General features: G+C 66.9%; 16 protein-coding genes. 4 read left to right on the plus strand and 12 right to left on the minus strand.

Annotation, left to right across the window (positions count from 1 at the left end):
* Window positions 1-15 precede the first annotated feature (15 nt).
* Window positions 16-660: a TetR/AcrR family transcriptional regulator gene (locus ACWETB_RS02135; RefSeq protein WP_449744255.1), complete on the plus strand. Its 645-nt coding sequence runs from the start codon at window positions 16-18 to the stop codon at window positions 658-660.
* Window positions 661-669: 9 nt separating this feature from the next.
* Here ACWETB_RS02135 and ACWETB_RS02140 read toward each other — a convergent pair whose 3' ends face one another.
* Window positions 670-1,278 carry a DUF1707 SHOCT-like domain-containing protein gene (locus ACWETB_RS02140; RefSeq protein ID WP_449744329.1) on the minus strand — a complete coding sequence of 203 codons (609 nt, stop codon included), beginning with the start codon at window positions 1,276-1,278 and terminating at the stop codon, window positions 670-672.
* Window positions 1,279-1,422: 144 nt separating this feature from the next.
* On the opposite strand from ACWETB_RS02140, the gene ACWETB_RS02145 reads away from it, so the two are divergent.
* A complete protein-coding gene (locus tag ACWETB_RS02145; protein WP_452208950.1) occupies window positions 1,423-1,998 on the plus strand; it encodes a hypothetical protein in 576 nt (191 codons plus the stop codon).
* Between the two features lie 33 nt (window positions 1,999-2,031).
* On the opposite strand, the gene ACWETB_RS02150 is transcribed toward ACWETB_RS02145, so the two are convergent.
* Together ACWETB_RS02150 and ACWETB_RS02155 are read right to left on the minus strand one after the other, a co-directional pair.
* Window positions 2,032-4,017, minus strand: coding sequence for a vWA domain-containing protein (locus ACWETB_RS02150; RefSeq protein ID WP_452208952.1), 1,986 nt, complete (start codon window positions 4,015-4,017; stop codon window positions 2,032-2,034).
* A 12-nt stretch (window positions 4,018-4,029) separates the two neighbouring features.
* Window positions 4,030-5,475, minus strand: a complete 1,446-nt coding sequence (locus tag ACWETB_RS02155; RefSeq protein WP_449744253.1) for a sigma 54-interacting transcriptional regulator — start codon at window positions 5,473-5,475, stop codon at window positions 4,030-4,032.
* Window positions 5,476-5,671: 196 nt separating this feature from the next.
* Here ACWETB_RS02155 and ACWETB_RS02160 point away from each other — a divergent pair, with 196 nt between their 5' ends.
* Window positions 5,672-6,148 (plus strand): OsmC family protein, encoded by a 477-nt coding sequence (locus tag ACWETB_RS02160; protein ID WP_452208954.1) that lies wholly within the window; start codon window positions 5,672-5,674, stop codon window positions 6,146-6,148.
* Between the two features lie 5 nt (window positions 6,149-6,153).
* Here ACWETB_RS02160 and ACWETB_RS02165 read toward each other — a convergent pair whose 3' ends face one another.
* The 3 genes from ACWETB_RS02165 to ACWETB_RS02175 are packed head-to-tail and all read right to left on the minus strand — an operon-like array spanning window position 6,154 to window position 7,582.
* Window positions 6,154-6,738, minus strand: a complete 585-nt coding sequence (locus tag ACWETB_RS02165; protein WP_452208956.1) for a maleylpyruvate isomerase family mycothiol-dependent enzyme — start codon at window positions 6,736-6,738, stop codon at window positions 6,154-6,156.
* Window positions 6,735-7,229 (minus strand): SRPBCC domain-containing protein, encoded by a 495-nt coding sequence (locus ACWETB_RS02170; RefSeq protein ID WP_348803212.1) that lies wholly within the window; start codon window positions 7,227-7,229, stop codon window positions 6,735-6,737. The genes ACWETB_RS02165 and ACWETB_RS02170 overlap by 4 nt, the downstream gene beginning before the upstream one ends.
* The gene (locus tag ACWETB_RS02175) at window positions 7,223-7,582 is read right to left on the minus strand and encodes an ArsR/SmtB family transcription factor (protein WP_452208958.1); all 360 of its coding nucleotides are present in this window, start codon (window positions 7,580-7,582) and stop codon (window positions 7,223-7,225) included. The genes ACWETB_RS02170 and ACWETB_RS02175 overlap by 7 nt, the downstream gene beginning before the upstream one ends.
* Before the next feature lie 273 nt (window positions 7,583-7,855).
* Here ACWETB_RS02175 and ACWETB_RS02180 point away from each other — a divergent pair, with 273 nt between their 5' ends.
* Window positions 7,856-8,677 carry a type IV toxin-antitoxin system AbiEi family antitoxin domain-containing protein gene (locus ACWETB_RS02180; protein WP_452208960.1) on the plus strand — a complete coding sequence of 274 codons (822 nt, stop codon included), beginning with the start codon at window positions 7,856-7,858 and terminating at the stop codon, window positions 8,675-8,677.
* An 87-nt stretch (window positions 8,678-8,764) separates the two neighbouring features.
* Here ACWETB_RS02180 and ACWETB_RS02185 read toward each other — a convergent pair whose 3' ends face one another.
* The 6 genes from ACWETB_RS02185 to ACWETB_RS02210 form a co-directional block, all read right to left on the minus strand.
* The gene (locus ACWETB_RS02185; RefSeq protein WP_449744250.1) at window positions 8,765-9,742 is read right to left on the minus strand and encodes a TauD/TfdA dioxygenase family protein; all 978 of its coding nucleotides are present in this window, start codon (window positions 9,740-9,742) and stop codon (window positions 8,765-8,767) included.
* A 319-nt stretch (window positions 9,743-10,061) separates the two neighbouring features.
* The gene (locus ACWETB_RS02190; protein WP_449744249.1) at window positions 10,062-10,808 is read right to left on the minus strand and encodes a sulfite exporter TauE/SafE family protein; all 747 of its coding nucleotides are present in this window, start codon (window positions 10,806-10,808) and stop codon (window positions 10,062-10,064) included.
* Window positions 10,809-10,925: 117 nt separating this feature from the next.
* Window positions 10,926-12,503, minus strand: coding sequence for a bifunctional phosphoribosylaminoimidazolecarboxamide formyltransferase/IMP cyclohydrolase (gene purH, locus ACWETB_RS02195; protein ID WP_452208963.1), 1,578 nt, complete (start codon window positions 12,501-12,503; stop codon window positions 10,926-10,928).
* A complete protein-coding gene (purN, locus tag ACWETB_RS02200; protein ID WP_348803213.1) occupies window positions 12,500-13,081 on the minus strand; it encodes a phosphoribosylglycinamide formyltransferase in 582 nt (193 codons plus the stop codon). Before purN ends, purH begins: the two co-directional genes overlap by 4 nt.
* Before the next feature lie 117 nt (window positions 13,082-13,198).
* Window positions 13,199-14,827, minus strand: a complete 1,629-nt coding sequence (locus ACWETB_RS02205) for a cell division protein PerM (RefSeq protein ID WP_449744247.1) — start codon at window positions 14,825-14,827, stop codon at window positions 13,199-13,201.
* Between the two features lie 147 nt (window positions 14,828-14,974).
* Window positions 14,975-16,234 carry a DUF5336 domain-containing protein gene (locus ACWETB_RS02210; protein WP_452208965.1) on the minus strand — a complete coding sequence of 420 codons (1,260 nt, stop codon included), beginning with the start codon at window positions 16,232-16,234 and terminating at the stop codon, window positions 14,975-14,977.
* Between the last annotated feature and the right edge of the window lie 257 nt (window positions 16,235-16,491).

A 16,491-nucleotide genomic window follows, 5' to 3' on the forward strand; every position in this document is an offset into this window, starting at 1 on the left:
TTCTACGATGATTCCATGGCCAGTAGCACCGCGCGGACCGCCTCCGCCCGTCGCCGGGGTACCCCCTCCAAGGGTGACCAACGCGAGGCGCAGATCCTCACCGCCACCCGGTCACTGCTGGCGCACCGTCCGATGGCCGACGTCACGATCGACGAGATCGCCTCGGCCGCAGGTATTTCACGAACAAGCTTCTACTTCTACTTCCCCTCGAAGCAGGCCGTGCTCGCGACGCTGATGGAGCAGACCTGGGATCAGTTCTCCACGACCCACGAGTGGTTCGACTCCGACGGCCCGCACCCCGATCTGCTCCGCGCCCAACTCGACGCGGTCGCCGACATCTGGCGCGCCAATGGCCCGATCCTGGCATGCGTCGGCCAGTCCCCCCAGGGTTCGGGCTATCCCCCACTCGAGGACTTCATCGATCGTGCGCGGCAACGGTTCATCGAACGACTGGCCACCAAGATCGACCGCGACCGGGCACTCGGGCTGGCGCCGGACGGCCCATCGGCGACCGAACTGGCCACGTTGGTCTACATCGTGCGTGACGGACGTCTCGCCGATCTGACGGCCACCACCACGACGCCGGAGACGTCCTACACCGCCACCCGGAATGCTTTGGCGGAGGCCATCATCCGCATGATCTACGGAATGCTCGACTGACTCACCCGATCAGCCACAACCCCAGAACTTCTTGGGCCCCTCGCCCCGTTCCCTGCGTTTCACCTCGACGCCGCCCATCAAGGCGAATCCGGTGATGTGCACGGTCGGGGCGCCGGGCACTCCCGGTCCTGCGGCCTTGCCACCGAAGCCGCCCATCACCGCCGCACCGCCGATCTCGACGGCGACGTCGGGCGGCACGGTGATGTCGACGCCACCCATGATGGCCACGCACTGGATCGTCAGGTGGGGCTCGGTGAACTCGACCTCACGCAGGTCGATCTCGACGCCACCCATGATGGCCGTCGCCGACAGATGCTCGGCGACGGCCGCCTGCCCCTTGAGTTCACTGCCGGACATGATCGCCAACCGCGACCGCACCGGCTCACGACCACTGTGCGGAGTGACCCGCGACGGATAGGGCGCCCCGGCGGCCGGCAGCCGCACTCCGAGCTGGGTGACCGGCAGATCGTCGGTCAACGCGTCGAGGTCACCGAACGTTTTCGCCGTCAACGCTTTTCCCGCTCGGTCGGAGTACTCCTCGGGAGACAGACTGCCCTGTTCCATCGCCGCCGACAGGATCTCGTGCACGAGTTCCCGATCGGCGTCGGCGGCACGCATCCGGGCCGCGCGGTCGTCACCGAATGCCGTCGAATCGTCAGAAGTGGTCACGTCCACCAGGTTAGGCGGGTCGGTCCCCGCAACGCATGAGTGATCACCCTGAGATACACCCTGAGTCGGCCGGTTTTCTGGCACGATCGCCTGATGACACGAGTCGGCAAGGTCCTCACCTTTCTGGGCGTCGTGGCGCTGGCCCTCAGCGTCGGTGCCGGAGTGCTCCTCGCGGTCACCGGCATCTCCAAGGTCACCGATCAGACCAACAGCGCCTTCGAGATCCACGGCTCGACCACCAAACATTTCTGGGCCGATGAGAGCCTCGCCCTCTACGCCCCCGGCACCCAGAACGCCTTCGAGGACGCACTGCCGCAGTGCACCATCACCGGACCCGGTGTGCAGAGACAGGCTTCGAACGTCACGTCGTCGTTCACCTACAACCACACCACGGTGCGTTCCTTCGCGCAGTACTCCTTCACCGAGACCGGCGACTACGTCATCGACTGCGGCGACGGCTACGTCGTCGGCGCACCGCCCCTGGCCGTGGGCGGCGTGCTCTCCGGGGTCGGCGGCATCCTGCTGGCCGTCTTCGGCGGATTGTTCGGACTGTTCATCATCGTCGTCGGGATCATCCTGTGGGTCGTCGGCCGTCGCCGCGACCGGCGCACTCCGCCACCTTTCGGGCCGCCCGGAGGCCCCGCCGCCGGGCCGGGATTCACGGTCTGACTCCGCTTCACGCTCTGACCCGGCGCTGCCCGCCTATCCGCGTCGACGACCCCGCCGTGATTTCAGGTAATCGCCGACGACGGCCGCGCCGAGTCCGTCGACATCCGGGGCCACCACTCGCCCACCGATGCGCCGAGCGATCTGATCCATGAAATGCGCGAGACCGGGATCCTCCCCCAACCGGAAGAAGGTGACCTGCGCACCGAACCGGGCGACGTGGTCGAGTTCGCGGACAGTCAGCGCGATCGTCTGCGGATGCGGCGGATAGAAGAAGAACGGTTCGCCGCTGGGATCGAGGTGGGCGGTCGGCTCGCCGTCGGTGACCACCAGCACCACCGGCTGGGCGTTCGGGAATCGCCGCAGATGCCGCTGCGCGAGCAGCAGCGCGTGATGCAGGTTGGTGCCCTGCTCCATACGCGGTTGCAGCCCGGTCAGCTCGGCGATGTCGATGGACCGCGCATACCGCCCGAACGCGATGAGGTGCAGCTCGTCGCTGCGGAATCGGGTGGAGATCAGGTGATTCAATGCGATCGCCGTGCGCTTCATCGGCGTCCAGCGACCCTCCATCTCCATCGAGAACGAGGTGTCGACCAGCAGCACCACCGCCGCCTGGGTGCGCGCCTCGGTCTCGGCGACCTCCACGTCGCGGACGTCGATCCGCACCGCCGGCTGCCCGGCGGCCCTCGGCGCACCTTCGGCCGCCGTCCGCAGCACGGCGTTGGACACCGTCCGCGACACATCCCACGGATCGGTGTCACCGAACGCCCACTCGCGGGTGGCTCCGGTCGGTTCACCGAGCAGCCCACTGTTGCGGGTCTGACGGTCGCCGCGGCTGTGCATCTGATCGGCAATGTCTTTGAAGATCGACTGTCCGAGTTGACGCATCGCCTTGGGGCTCAGGCGAAGTTGGCCGTCGGAGGTGCGGTCGAAGAAACCCTCCTCGCGCAGCGCCTTCTCGAGTTCTTGCAGCGTGCGCGCGTCGACACCGGCCTGCTCCCCGAGCTGACGTTCGAGGGCGTCGATGTCGATGTCATCCATCTGCGCACCGGCATACTGCTGCGAGAGTTGTTCGGACAGCGCCTCGAGTTCGGAGATGTCGCGTAAGGCCGCGGCGCCCTGCCCGAGGCCCATCTGCTGATCCCCCGAGAACTCTTGCGAGCCATCCCAATCCAGCCCGGGACGCGCCTGCCGCAACGCCGAATCCATCTGCGCGAGTTGACTCATCAGCTCCGGTGAACCGAACGCCTGCTGGGCGAGCTGGTCGATTTCGGCGCGTTGTTCAGGGCTCAGCGAGTTGTAGAACTGCTGCGCCGCCGCGGCCCGCTGCGCCAGCGAATCGATGAGTTCTTCGGTGTTGCCGGGGTTTTCGGGAAAGTGGTCGCCGTGTTTGTCCATGAAGTCGGCGAACTGTTCGGTGGTGTCCTCACCACGGTTGTGGGCGTCGAGGAGTGCGTTGAGATCCGACAGCATCTGCGAGATCTGCTGGCGGTCCTGCTCGGTCGCTCCTTCGAGCGCCTCCTTCATACCGGCGAATCGTTGGTCGAGCAGTTCCCGGCCGAGCAGATCCTTGATCTTCTCGTAGTCCTCGCGGGCCTGCGGGCTGCGCCACCGATAGTCGGCGAGTTCCTCGACGGCCTGCGCGGTGGACGGCGGCAACGACCCGATCTGCATCTCGGCGAAGCGCGCATCGTCGTCGAGGTCGCGGGCGAGTTGTTTGCGCTCCTCGAGTACCGCACGGTCGAGCAGTTCCCGGATCTCGGTGAACGTCCCGTCGAGGTTGCGCTTCTTGAGCAGTTCCTGGCGTCGCCGATTGACCTGCTCACGCAGCTTGTCCAGCCCGGTCATGTTCTGCGACCCGCGGCGCAGGAATTCCCGCAGCGCCCGCTGCGGACTCGCGCCGCTCATCACGTCGTCGCCGATCTCGCTCAGCGCCTCCCGCAGATCCACCGGTGGCGCAAGCGGATCCGGCCCACCGGTGTAACGCTGATAGCGGGACCGGTGAAAGTTCTTTCCCACCACGGGGTTCTCCCCTCAGCCGTAGATGGTCTGCCCCGACTCATCGGCTTCCTTGCCGATGCGTCGGGCGAGGAACAAGCCCTCCAACGCGAGTTCGACGGCGCTGGCACGTTCACCGTCGGAGGTCGCCTCAAGCCGTTCGGCGATGTCGTCGATGACCTTGCCGGTGGTCTCCGGCGACGGCAATGAGTCGAGGAAGTCCGCGGCGGTGATCCGGTCGCCGGTGACGACGAGGTCACCCGATTCCAGCGCGGACACCAACGGCGCCATGTCGATTCCGCCCAGGTGCGCCCGCACCGTGTCGGCGACCGACTTGCGCATCAGGTGTTCGAGGATCTCCAGTTCGCGGCCTTCCTCACCGGATTCGAATTCGATCTTGCCGCGCAGTACCTCGATCACCGACTCCAGGTCAACGACGCGGGCAACGGGTGTCTCTTCGCCGGCGACCGCGGCGCGATGCAACGCGGCGGCGGCGACGGTCTCGGCGGCCGCGATCGAGAAGCGCGCGGACACACCGGATCGCTGGTCGATCGACGGATGATCGCGGGCGTAGCGGGTGAACCGCGCCAGGATCTCGATCAGGAAGGTCGGCACCGTCGCGGTGAGGTCGGCCTCCTGCTCGATGACGGCGATCTCATCGTCGAGTTCAAGCGGATAGTGCGTGCGGATCTCCGCGCCGAAGCGGTCCTTGAGCGGGGTGATGATGCGCCCGCGGTTGGTGTAGTCCTCCGGGTTCGCACTCGCCATCACCAGGACGTCGAGGGGCAGGCGCAGCGTGTAACCGCGGACCTGGATGTCGCGTTCCTCCATCACGTTGAGCATGGAGACCTGGATACGTTCGGCGAGGTCGGGCAGTTCGTTGATGGCGACGATGCCGCGATGGGCGCGCGGGATCAGCCCGAAGTGGATGGTCTCCGGGTCACCGAGGCTGCGGCCCTCGGCCACCTTCATCGGGTCGATGTCGCCGACGAGGTCGGCCACCGACGTGTCCGGGGTGGCGAGTTTCTCGCTGTAGCGCTCGCTGCGGTGTCGCCATTCGATCGGCAGGTCATCGAGCAGATTGGCGGCCTTGCGGATCGACGCCGGGGTGATCGGCTCGTACGGATGCTCACCGAGTTCGGAGCCGGCGATCACCGGCGTCCACTCGTCGAGCAACCCGACGAGCGTGCGCAGCAGGCGCGTCTTGCCCTGACCGCGTTCGCCGAGCATCACCACGTCGTGACCGGCCAGCAACGCACGTTCGAGCTGCGGCACGACGGTGGCCTCGAAGCCGACGATGCCCGGCCACGGATCGTTTCCCGCCCGCAGCGCGATCAGGAGGTTGTTGCGGATCTCGTCGCGCACGCTGCGCTGAATGTGACCGCTCGCGCGGAGTTCGCCCAGCGTCCGGGGCGAGGGGTGGCGGGTTTCGGTTCTCTGAGAGGTGGTGGCGATGGTGTTCTCCTCTGGCACCTTTTCCACGGTACTCCCGTTGCCGAGGCGGGCAGGCGGTTCGCGAGCGGCCCTCCCCTCGGGGTGCGGCGGGCCGCGGAGACGCGGGCGGACCGGACGGCTTGCGCCCAGCACGCGCACAACCCTGGGCGCGCAGCCGCCTCCCCGGGAAACTCGTGACGTAACCGCCACCCAGTTGCTACCCCATCGGCCCCGAGGAGCCCATATGACATCAACCATCCGTACGTCCGTCGTCCCGTTCGTGGTGACTGCCACGGGCACCGGGGTCGCCCAGCATCTCGTCGTCGACGGCGACGCCGGCCACGAGTTCGACACCGACGCCTACCCCGCCTTCGGTGGTCGCGACGAGGCGCCGAGCCCGCTGTTCTACGCCCTCGGCGCCCTCACCTCGTGTAATCAGGTGACCGCCGCGCTGGTGGCCAAGGACCTCGGAATCAGGCTGGGCTCATTCAACTTTCGCATTCAGGGCGATCTGGACACCGCGGTGCTGGTCACCGGCGCCGACAGCAACGCGAACTTCGAGGCGGTCACCGTCGAGGCGACCGTGAGCTCCGATGCGTCTCCGGAACAGTTCGACCGCTTCGTCTCCGAGGTGGAGCGTCGGTGCCCGGTGAGTCAGCTGTTCATTCGCAGCGGTCTGCGTTTCACCAATCGTTGGACTCAGGCGCCGCTCGACATTTGAGCGTGTCAGGTGCCCCGACGCCACTGCGGATCGCGGCCGATGAACCCGACGAGACGGGTGACCGGGTCGGCGTCGGGGTCCACCGGCACCGCCGGTCCGTACTGTCCGGATGATCGCAGGATGTCCTCCATCCCGACCATCCCGTCGAGGAGGTGTTCGGCGAAGCGGGCGTCCAGGTCGGGTGTGATGCCGACCGCTGTGGCCAGGTCCCAGGTGTGCATGAAGACGTCGGCGGTGTAGAAGGTGTCGATGGCATCGGCGAGTGGGAACCGCCCCACCATCGGGTGGCTGAAGGTCTGGCGCGCCGACGGCCCGTCGAGCAGGTCCTGCACGGCGGCGGCGTGCGCTCGCCAGGCGGCGACCGGGCGGTCGGCGGGGTGCGGCGTCGGCGGCAGCGTGATACCGCCGCCGGCAAGGAATCCGGGGAACCATTCGACGAGGTGGGCGACGACATCGCGCGCGGTCCATTCCGCCACGGGCGTCGGCGCATCCCAGTCCAAAACGGCGACAACCACATTGGTGAATCCGTCGGCGATGAACCGGTGGCGTTGCGCCGCAGGCAGATCGGTCACCGCCGGTGGCGCGTTCACATCTGTCCCGATTCGATCAGCGACTGGAGGGCGGCGTATCCCTCGTTGACCCCGACCTCCATCCCCGACGCCAGCCAGCCGTCGCGGGCGGCGAACGAGTCGCACAGCGACTGGGCGTGCAGGCGGGTCATCCCGTCGCCGAGGTCTTCGAACCAGAGTGTCTCCAGCGCAACCTGATCGGGCATGCCCTCGAAGGTGAAGGTCTGAACGATCGTGTCGTCGGAGACGGTGTGGAAGCAGCCACGGAAGCCGTACTGCTCACCGTCGCGTTCGGAAATGTAACGCCAGCTGCCGCCGTCGCGGACATCCCAGTCGATGATGCGACTGGAGATCGACGACGGCCCGACCCAGCGCACGAACAGTTCGGGATCGGTGTGGGCGCGCATCAATTGCGCTGGGGTACCGCGGAAATCGCGGGTGATGTGGATGATGGGTACCTCGGCGTCGGCTTCGATGACGGCTTCGGGGTAGCGAGTGGACGTGCTCATGATGCGCAGCCTTTCTGGTGGTGGGGTGATGCGTCGTCGTTCATGTCGTCCAGAAGTGCGTCGAGGCGGCGGTAACGCTCCTCGGCGGCATGCTGGTACCGGTCGATCCACGCGGCCATCAGATCGAAGACCTGCGCCTCCAGGTGGACCGGACGTTTCTGTGCCTCACGGGTTCGGGAGACCACCCCGGCGTCCTCGAGCACCTTGAGGTGTTTTGAGACCGCCTGGATGCTGACGTCGTAGGGTTCGGCGAGTTCGCTGACCGTCGCATCGGAGACCGCCAGCCGCGCGACCATGTCGCGACGCGTCGGATCCGCCAGTGCGGCGAACACTTTCGAGAGCTCGTCGTCGGCCACCGTGTCCTCCTCAACCGTTTGGTTGAATACGACTTTGCGCCGGTACGGCCTGTTTGTCAACCTTTTGGTTGAATTCGACGAGTCTGGTCGGAGCCGGACACCCGAGACCGAAGGGCATCGGCGCCGATGACCACAAACGTCCCCGTGGCACCGGCTCACCGGAATATTGCGACGAGACCGCGTCACCGGGACGTTTGTGGGCATTGCGCGTTGCGCCACCTTTTCCCACGGTTCCGACGGAACCGTCGCGGCCCGCCGCGCGTCCAATCCCGCATGAACCTCGGAATCTTGTCCCGCGCCGAACTACTCGCATCCGACCTCACCGACAACGACCTGCGCCGGATGGTGCGCAGAGGCGAACTGACACAGGTGCGGCGCGGTTGGTACGCAAAGCCCGATGCCGACACCACCGCACTGTCCGCATGCCGACGCGGCGGAAGCCTGAGCTGCGTCTCGGCGCTGAAGAAGCACGGGGTATGGGTGCCGCCCGGCTATGACTCCCTGCACGTTCGGGCCACCAAACACGCTCAGTGCCGTCGCCGTGACTTCTGCGTACTGCCCGGACGACCGCTGCCAGTCGACACGATTCTGGACTCCGTCCCGGTCGCACTGGCCTGCGCCGCGAGATGCATGACGGACGAGGACTGGATCGCCTGCGCCGACTCGGTAATGAACTCCCAGGGCATCAAGGTCGCCGAGTTACGCTCCCAGTTGCCCTATGTCAGCGCCCATATCGACCGACTCCTGCTGCGGTGCGACCATCGTTCCCAATCCGGCACCGAGAGCCTCGTTCGGGATCGCCTGTATCTGAGAGGCTTTCATGTGGAGGTGCAGCCGGCGATCGACGATGTCGGCCACGTCGACCTCAAGCTCGGACGCTTACTCCTCGAGTGCGACAGCAAACTGCACCACACCAGCCTCGAGAGCTACCGAAAGGACCGGCGACGTGATCGAAAATCGGTCGCGCAGAACCTCATCAGCATGCGCCTGACCTACGACGACGTGCTATACGGCTGGGACGAGACACTCGAGGACATCCTCGCCATCACCAAGCCGGGGAAGCACCGTCTGTCACGACCGAAAACGTCCCCCTGAGCCGGTCTCACCGCAATAATCCGGCGAGACCGTCCCACGGGGACGCTTTCAGTCACTCGAGTTGGCGCCTCGCTCGGGTGGACCGGATCAGCGTGCGACCCCGCGCGGCTCATCGCCACGCAACGTGATGCGATGCATGACGCGGCGGTTGTCGCCGTAATCGCGGTTGGCGTAGTGCAGGGTGTTGCGGTTGTCCCACAGCACCAGGTCACCGGCACGCCAGCGATGGCGCACAATGTGTTCTGGTTTGGTGAGGTGGGCATATAGCAGATCGAGGATGCCGCGGCTCTCGGCGTCGGACACATCCTCGATGTGGGAGGTGAAGCCCGGGTTGACGAACAGCGACTTACGTCCGGTCTCCGGGTGCACGCGCACCACCGGATGACTCACCGGCGGAAGCTCGGTGACTTCCTTTCCGTCCCACACATTTCCACGCCCGCTACGCCGTTGCTTGAGGTAGTATCCGAATTCGCGGCTACCGTCGTGTACCGCCCGGAGCTGCTCGACGAGCGCTCTGACCGGCTCCGACAACGACCGGTACGCGAGTTCGGCATCGGCCCAGTTGGTATCACCGCCGTTGCGGGGCAACACCACCGGGCGCAGGATCGATCCCATCGGCGGACGCGGCATGAACGTGACGTCGGTGTGCCAGACGTCGGCGAAACCGTTGTCGGCGCTGTCGAGGGCGTACACCTCGTCGGGCACATCCCCGCTGTCCCACACCGGATGTCCGATCGTGAGATCGCCGAGTCGGCGACCGAACTCGATGTGCTGGGCGTCGTCGAGGTGCTGATCGCGCAACACGATCACCTTGTAGTCGATGAGTGCCGCCCGGATGGCGCGGACCTCGTCGTCGGTGGCCAGCGCCACGCTGGTGCCGCGGATCTCGGCACCGAAGCTGGGACCGAACTCGTCGATGTCGAGTTCGACACCGGAGGTGACGACGGGATCGGTGACGGCGTCGGTGGCCCCAGAACCGGTGAGGTCAGAGCCGGTGAGGTCGGTGCCGGTGAGGTCGGTGCCGGTGAGGTCAGTGGTGGGCTTGCCGGGTATGGAGATGGTCATGCGGGTTCCTTCTCGGATGCAGGTGAGTGATTTTGGGGATTCCGAGAGCCCGCGGTGGTGATCCGTGATGGGAACCGTCCGACCAGTTCATGCGGTGGCCGGTGTCGTACCGAGTCATCGCGCACCTTCCCTGCCGCCGTCGAAACGCGTATCGAGATCCGCATCGACCGACCGCTGGTAGTGCGAAGTGTCGCACGGATGACGACTGGCGGCACGTCGAGGCGGGTCGGCTGGATCGGGTCACCCCACCTGTCTATCCGGTGGCGAAGCATCGGCGAAGGGTTGGCGTCAGCGTGGGAAAAACTCGAACACCGAACCGTCAAGGATTGACGGCGAGCCACACCGCCAGGCCGAGTCCGCCGATCCCCACCGCGATCCGCAACGGCCCCGCGGGCAGGCGTTTGACGACGGGTGGTCCACACCACCCACCGATCAGACATCCGATGGCCATCGCGAAGGCCGCCAGCCAATGCACCGGCCCGAAGAACGCGAACCCGATGGCGGCGACGAGATTGGCAACGCCGAGAAACAGTGACTTCAGCAGCGTCGCCCGCCAGAGCGGTTCATTGGTCACCACCAGCGCCAGGGCCAGCAGCAGAATCCCTGCGCCGGCACCGAAATAGCCCCCGTACACCGAGATCAGACCGAGCCCGAGGAACCAGATCCACGGGCGGTCGACATGCTTGGCGGCGATGCGCCGCAGTTGCGGCTGGATCAGCAACGCCACCGCGGCCAACGCCACCAGGTAGGGAACGATGATCTTGAAACTGTCGGCCGGGGCGAGCAGCAGGATGAGCGCACCGACGGTTCCGCCGATCAACGACGCGACCACGCCGGTGTACAGGCGCCGACGGTCACCGTCGAGCAGAATCCGACCGGACTGCCCCATACTGCCGACGCCGACGGTCACCAACGCCACGGTGTTGGTGACATTCGCGGCGATCGGGCTCAGGCCGACGGCCAGCAGCGCGGGATAGCTGACCACCGACGCCAGGCCGGTGACATACCCGATGAGACCCGCCCCGAAGCCCGCCAGAATCAGCAGACCGAATTCGAGAACGCTCACCCGCAGCCCCGTCGAGTGGGCGCCATTTCCCGTCGAGTGGGCGCTATCCCCCGTCGAGTGGGCGCTATCCCCCGTCGAGTGGGCGCTATCCCTCGTCGAGTGGGCGCCACAAGTCGCTCAGTGTGCGAAATGTCGTGCACCCGTGAGGTACAGCGTGATCCCGGCCTCGTTCGCCGCTTCGATCACCTCGTTGTCGCGGATCGACCCACCCGGCTGGACCACGGCGCTCACTCCTCCGGCGATGAGGACCTGCAGGCCGTCCGGGAAGGGGAAGAACGCGTCGGACGCACCGACGCTGCCCACCGAACGCTCACCCGCACGAGTGACCGCGAGGTGTGCCGAGTCGACGCGGTTGACCTGACCCATGCCGACACCGACCGACGCGCCATCCTTGGCCAGCAGAATCGCATTGGACTTGACCGAACGGCATGCCCGCCAAGCGAATTCGAGATCGGCGAGGGTGTCGTCGTCGGCGGGGGCACCGGCCGCGAGGGTCCAGTTGCCGGGATCGTCACCGTCGGCGTCGAGGATGTCGCGGTCCTGCATCAGCAGACCGCCGGTGATGGGACGGGTCTCGATACCGCCGCGGACCGGGGGAACCGCACGCAGGATGCGGATGTTCTTCTTACGCTGCAGAACCGAGAGTGCACCGTCTGCGAAACCGGGGGCGATGATGACCTCGGTGAAGATCTCGGCGACCTGTTCGGCCATCTCCACGGTGATCTCACGATTCGCCGCGATCACACCGCCGTAGGCGCTGACCGGGTCGCAGGCGTGCGCCTTGCGGTGCGCCTCGCCGATGTCGGCACCGACGGCGATGCCACAGGGGTTGGCGTGCTTGATGATCGCGACCGCCGGGACATCGAAGTCATGCGCACTACGCCACGCCGCATCGGAGTCGGTGTAGTTGTTGTAGCTCATCTCCTTGCCGTGCAACTGTTCTGCCGACGCCAGACCGTCGTAGTCGGAGGTCGACAGATATAGCGCGGCGGCCTGATGCGGGTTCTCGCCGTAGCGGAGCACCGCCGAACGACGGTAGGTCGCACCGGCCCACTCACCGAACTCCGAGCCGTCCGCTGCGGGCGAGACCACCTCCGACATCCAGGACGCCACCGCCACGTCGTACTCGGCGGTGTGCCGGAATGCCTTGGCGGCGAATCCCCGACGCTCGGCGAGGGTGAATCCGCCCGCCCCGGCAGCGGCGGCCACCGCGTCGTAGTCGTTGGGGTCGACGATCACCGCGACGCTCGGATGGTTCTTGGCCGCACCACGAACCATCGACGGCCCACCGATGTCGATCTGCTCGATGCACTCGTCCGGCGTGGCACCGGAATTGACGGTGTCGGTGAACGGATAGAGGTTCACGACGACGAGATCGAAGGCGGCAACCCCCAATTCGGCAAGTTGCTCGACGTGCGAGGGCTTTCGACTGTCGGCCAGGATGCCGGCGTGGACCTTGGGGTGCAGGGTCTTCACGCGACCGTCGAGGCATTCCGGGAAGCCGGTGACGTCTGCGACCTCGATCACCGGAATGCCCTCGGCGGCGATCGTCTTGGCGGTCGAACCGGTCGACACGATCTCCACGCCCGCAGCGTTCAGCGCGGCCGCGAGGTCGGCGAGTCCGCTCTTGTCGTAGACACTGACCAGTGCGCGGCGGATGGGGCGACGAGTCGCGTCGGTGCTCGGTGCGTTCACGGAATGTGGGCCTTTCGTCCGTCGATGACAACTCCTCGGGTGACAAGTTCTGTCACCACGTCGGTGAGCAGCACGCGCTCCACCGATTTGATGCGTTCGTGCAGGGATTCTTCGGTGTCCCCGGTGTCGACGGTCACCGCGACCTGCGCCAGGATCGGGCCGGTGTCGACGCCGGCGTCGACGAGGTGCACCGTGGTACCGGTGACCTTGACCCCGTAGGCGAGTGCGTCGGCCACACCGTGCGCCCCGGGAAACGCGGGCAGCAATGCCGGATGCGAGTTCACGATCCGGCCGGCGAACCGTTCGAGAAAACTCGGCCCGAGGATCTTCATGAAACCTGCCGTGACAACCCAGTCGGGTCCGACCGTGGCCACCGCATCGCGCAACGCGACGTCCCACGCCGCGCGATCAGGGTGGTCACCGACCTTGCAGGTGAGGACGTTGATGCCGGCCTGCGCGGCGAGGTCGCCTGCGCGGCAATCGCGGTCGACGACGACCGCGGCCACCGTGAACGGCGCCGCCGGACCGGCGGCCCGCGCCAGGATCGCCTCCAGCAACGACCCGGTTCCCGAAGCCATCACGACGATCGCCGCGCGTGGGGCGAAGGTGCCGTCGGATGGAGCAGGTGTCACGACGCAAAGCCTAGTGGGCGGGCGCGGTCCCGGATGCGCCGGGGCGGCATGATGATCGTTCGATCAAGATTGGGTCGGGGCCTGCCGGTCGCCGGTGGAACGGCCGAGATCACGTGTGGTGGCGTCCCACTCCCCATCGCCGTCCTCATCCCACTCGTCGGCGGGATCGGAACGCGGACCCGCGCGGTGCCGGGCGGCGTCGACGCGGTCGTCGGCCCTCGGGGCCGTGTCGCGCGGGACCCGATCAGCGGCGACATCATCTGGCTCGTCATCACCGTCGAGCGATTCCGCATCCAGGACGGCTTCGTCGTCCGGGTCCTCATCGTCCGGATCCTCGTCGTCCCAGTCCTCATCGCCCCAGGCCTCGTCGTCCCGGAGTTCGTCGTCCGCGGCCGCCTCGTCGTAGTCCTCGGGCAGGTAATCCTCGTCGGAGTCCTCGACGAGGTAGTCGTCGTCGAAATCCATCTCGTCGAGCCAGTCATCGTCGTCGGCGACAGGGACGGAACCACGGCGCAGCATGGGCACGATGTTGTGAATCAACGCAACGATGACTCCCGCCGCGGCGAACCATCCCAGGGTGAACACGCCGGCGGTGACCACCGTGATCCCGGTCGTCCCGATCTCGCCGAGCGATCCGCCGGCCAGCCACCCGAAGAACACCATTGCCGTGGCGGCGAAGGCGGCGGCCATCCCTACCGACCGCGCATACCCGGCCAGATCCGCCGACCGGCATTTCCACGCCACGAACATCGCGATGGCGGCCGGCACGACCAACCCGAATGCGGCCCACCACACCGATTCCGTCGGGAGCACGGCCAGGACAGGAAGCGGGGGTACCGAACCACCCCGTACCGCGAAGAGGTCCGCGGACACCGGGCCCACGTGTACCTGCGAGCCCACCAGCACCGCGGCGGCCCCGATCATGATGTTGGGCAGGTACAGGATCGACAGCATCGTCAGACCGAGATGGCCGTCGAAGTCGACGCCGGTCTCGATCAGGTCGCACAGAACACGGAATCGCAGCACCAGGCGGAGGACGACGAACAGTCCACCGGCCGCGAAGAGCGCGAGTACGGCGACCACGCCGTAGCGGATTCCCCGCCGATCGGCGGCGCTCGCCCGGTCGCGCAGATCGCGGTGTCCCAGGATCACACCGAGTCCGGCGGCCAGCCCTTGGATCAGCACGGTCAGCGCGAATGCCTTGAGCGGGCTCGGACTCTGGATCGGCAGCGACGACGACCCGTCCATCACCACGGCCAGCGCAATGGCCGTGACCAGCAGTGACCCGCCGACCGCGGCTGCTCCCGCGGAAACGAGCTCCGGCAGGCGACGGCGACTGCGACCGCTGGACGCCACCACCTTCACGGTGCCCCCAGCGACGAGGAAGGTGGGCAGGAGCGGGAGCACCCCGACGGTCACGCCGCTCACGGTGATCGGGGTCTGGTTGATCGCAAGCCAACAGGTGGCAACTGCCGCACCCACGCCGGACAGTCCACTTCCCGCCATCAGCAGCACGGCCAACACGATGACGAGGCATGCCACGGTGGTGATCACCGGTACGGCGAAGGCGATCAGAACCAGTTCGCGTGGCCGGTGTTCGGTCGCCTCCGTCTGCGCGCGACGGGCCCGCCGCACATCACGGAGACGGGATGCGAGGTTGTCGGCAACCGGGACGGATTTGAGCGTGGGCATCGAATCGAGAGTGACATGTGTGACCAGTGAGGTCCCGTAGACGCGCCGCGTCGTCGGCAGAAAGCGACCGACGACACCCGTGGAGAAACGAGTCGGCCCCCGATCCCAGCGGGATCAGGGGGCCGATGTCGATGCGTTGAGCGTCGCTCACGGGGCCTTCGGCGGCTCCGGCTTCTGGAAGATCGAGGTCGCGTTATCCGAACCGGGCGGGGCCTCGCCGGCGGCCTGCGGACTCGCCGACGCTCCCGGGGTTCCGGGGAACGACGCGCCGGGAATCGAGGCGTCGGGAACGGAGGCACCGGGGACCTGGGCTCCGGGCGTCGATGGCGATGCGGCCGCGTGCTGGCCGCGGCCGTATCCGGCATACGCCGACGGGTCGTAGGCGGACGGCGCGGGGGTTGCGGCCGTCCCCGGTTGCGAGGCCGTGGCCGGCGCGGCCGCTGCCGGGGTCGACGCGGCCGGAGCCGACGCTGCTGCGGACGGGTACACCGTCGTCGCCTGCTCGGAACCAGCCGGGATCACGCTGGTGGCCTGCGGCTGCGACACCGCTCCATAACCGGCCGGCTGGCCGTATGCCGACGCGGCGGGTGCGGTCGGGTCGGTGGACGCCTGGTCGGTGGCGGTGCCTGGGGTGGCTCCGGCGGCGGCCGCGTCGGGCACGGGTGCGGTCTTGATGACCTTGAGGTCGAGCAGCAGCCAGAAGATCGACAGCAGGAAGATCAGGATCGACAGCACGAGCAGGATGATGGCGCCCGCGCCGTGCTCCGTGTTCGCCTGCAGATCGGAGCCGACGTAGGTGAGGATCGTGATAAACACCCCAGCGACCGACGCCGCGGCGACGGCCGGAGCAACACGGTAGGACTTGAGCAGCCCGGTGAAGGCGAGAAATCCGGTGAGGACGACGAGGACATAGGCCGCGTTCAGATAACTCGCGAACAGTTCGATGGACCCCTGGACTTCCTGGCCGGTGAACGGATCCGTCTCGCTTCCGGTCAACCCGGCGGCGAAACCGCAGAACAACACGACGACACCGAGGACGCCGATCGTGGCGGCGAGCACGGGGGCGACGATCGGCGGCAGGCCGGCGAAGGGCTGTTTGGGAGCGGCGGGCTGACCGTAGCCCTGCTGGCCATACCCTTGTTGGCCGTATCCCTGCTGGCCATATCCCTGCTGGCCGTACCCTTGCTGGCCATAGCCCGACTGCTCGCCGTAGCCCTGCTGACCGTATCCCTGGGGATAGCTCTGCTGACCGTATGTGGACGGATCGCCGTAGCCCTGGCCGTACTGCCCGTAGCCCTGAGACGCGGATGCGTCACCGGGCTGGGAGTATCCCCCGCCTTGCTGTCCATAGGACTGTCCCGGCTCGGGTTGTTGCCCGTAACCAGCACCTCCGGATGGGTAGGTCATCTACTTCTCCTGCCACAAAGACGTCTTGGTTTCGCTGCACCCCCGAACGCCATGCGTTCACCGCACCCCGGGGCACACTTTTGACCACGCTAATACATCTCGCGCACGGGCCACAGGGCCGACGTCGACGTTGTGGATCATTCCGGCAATCCCGACCCCCATTCGGTCGTGTGAATGACCCCATGCTCGTTGACAGCGCCCTTCTGCTCACTGACAGCGCTCTGGACCCCACTGACAGCGCTCCCCTCCTCACTGAT

It is taken from the genome of Gordonia sp. NPDC003950, assembly GCF_053605205.1.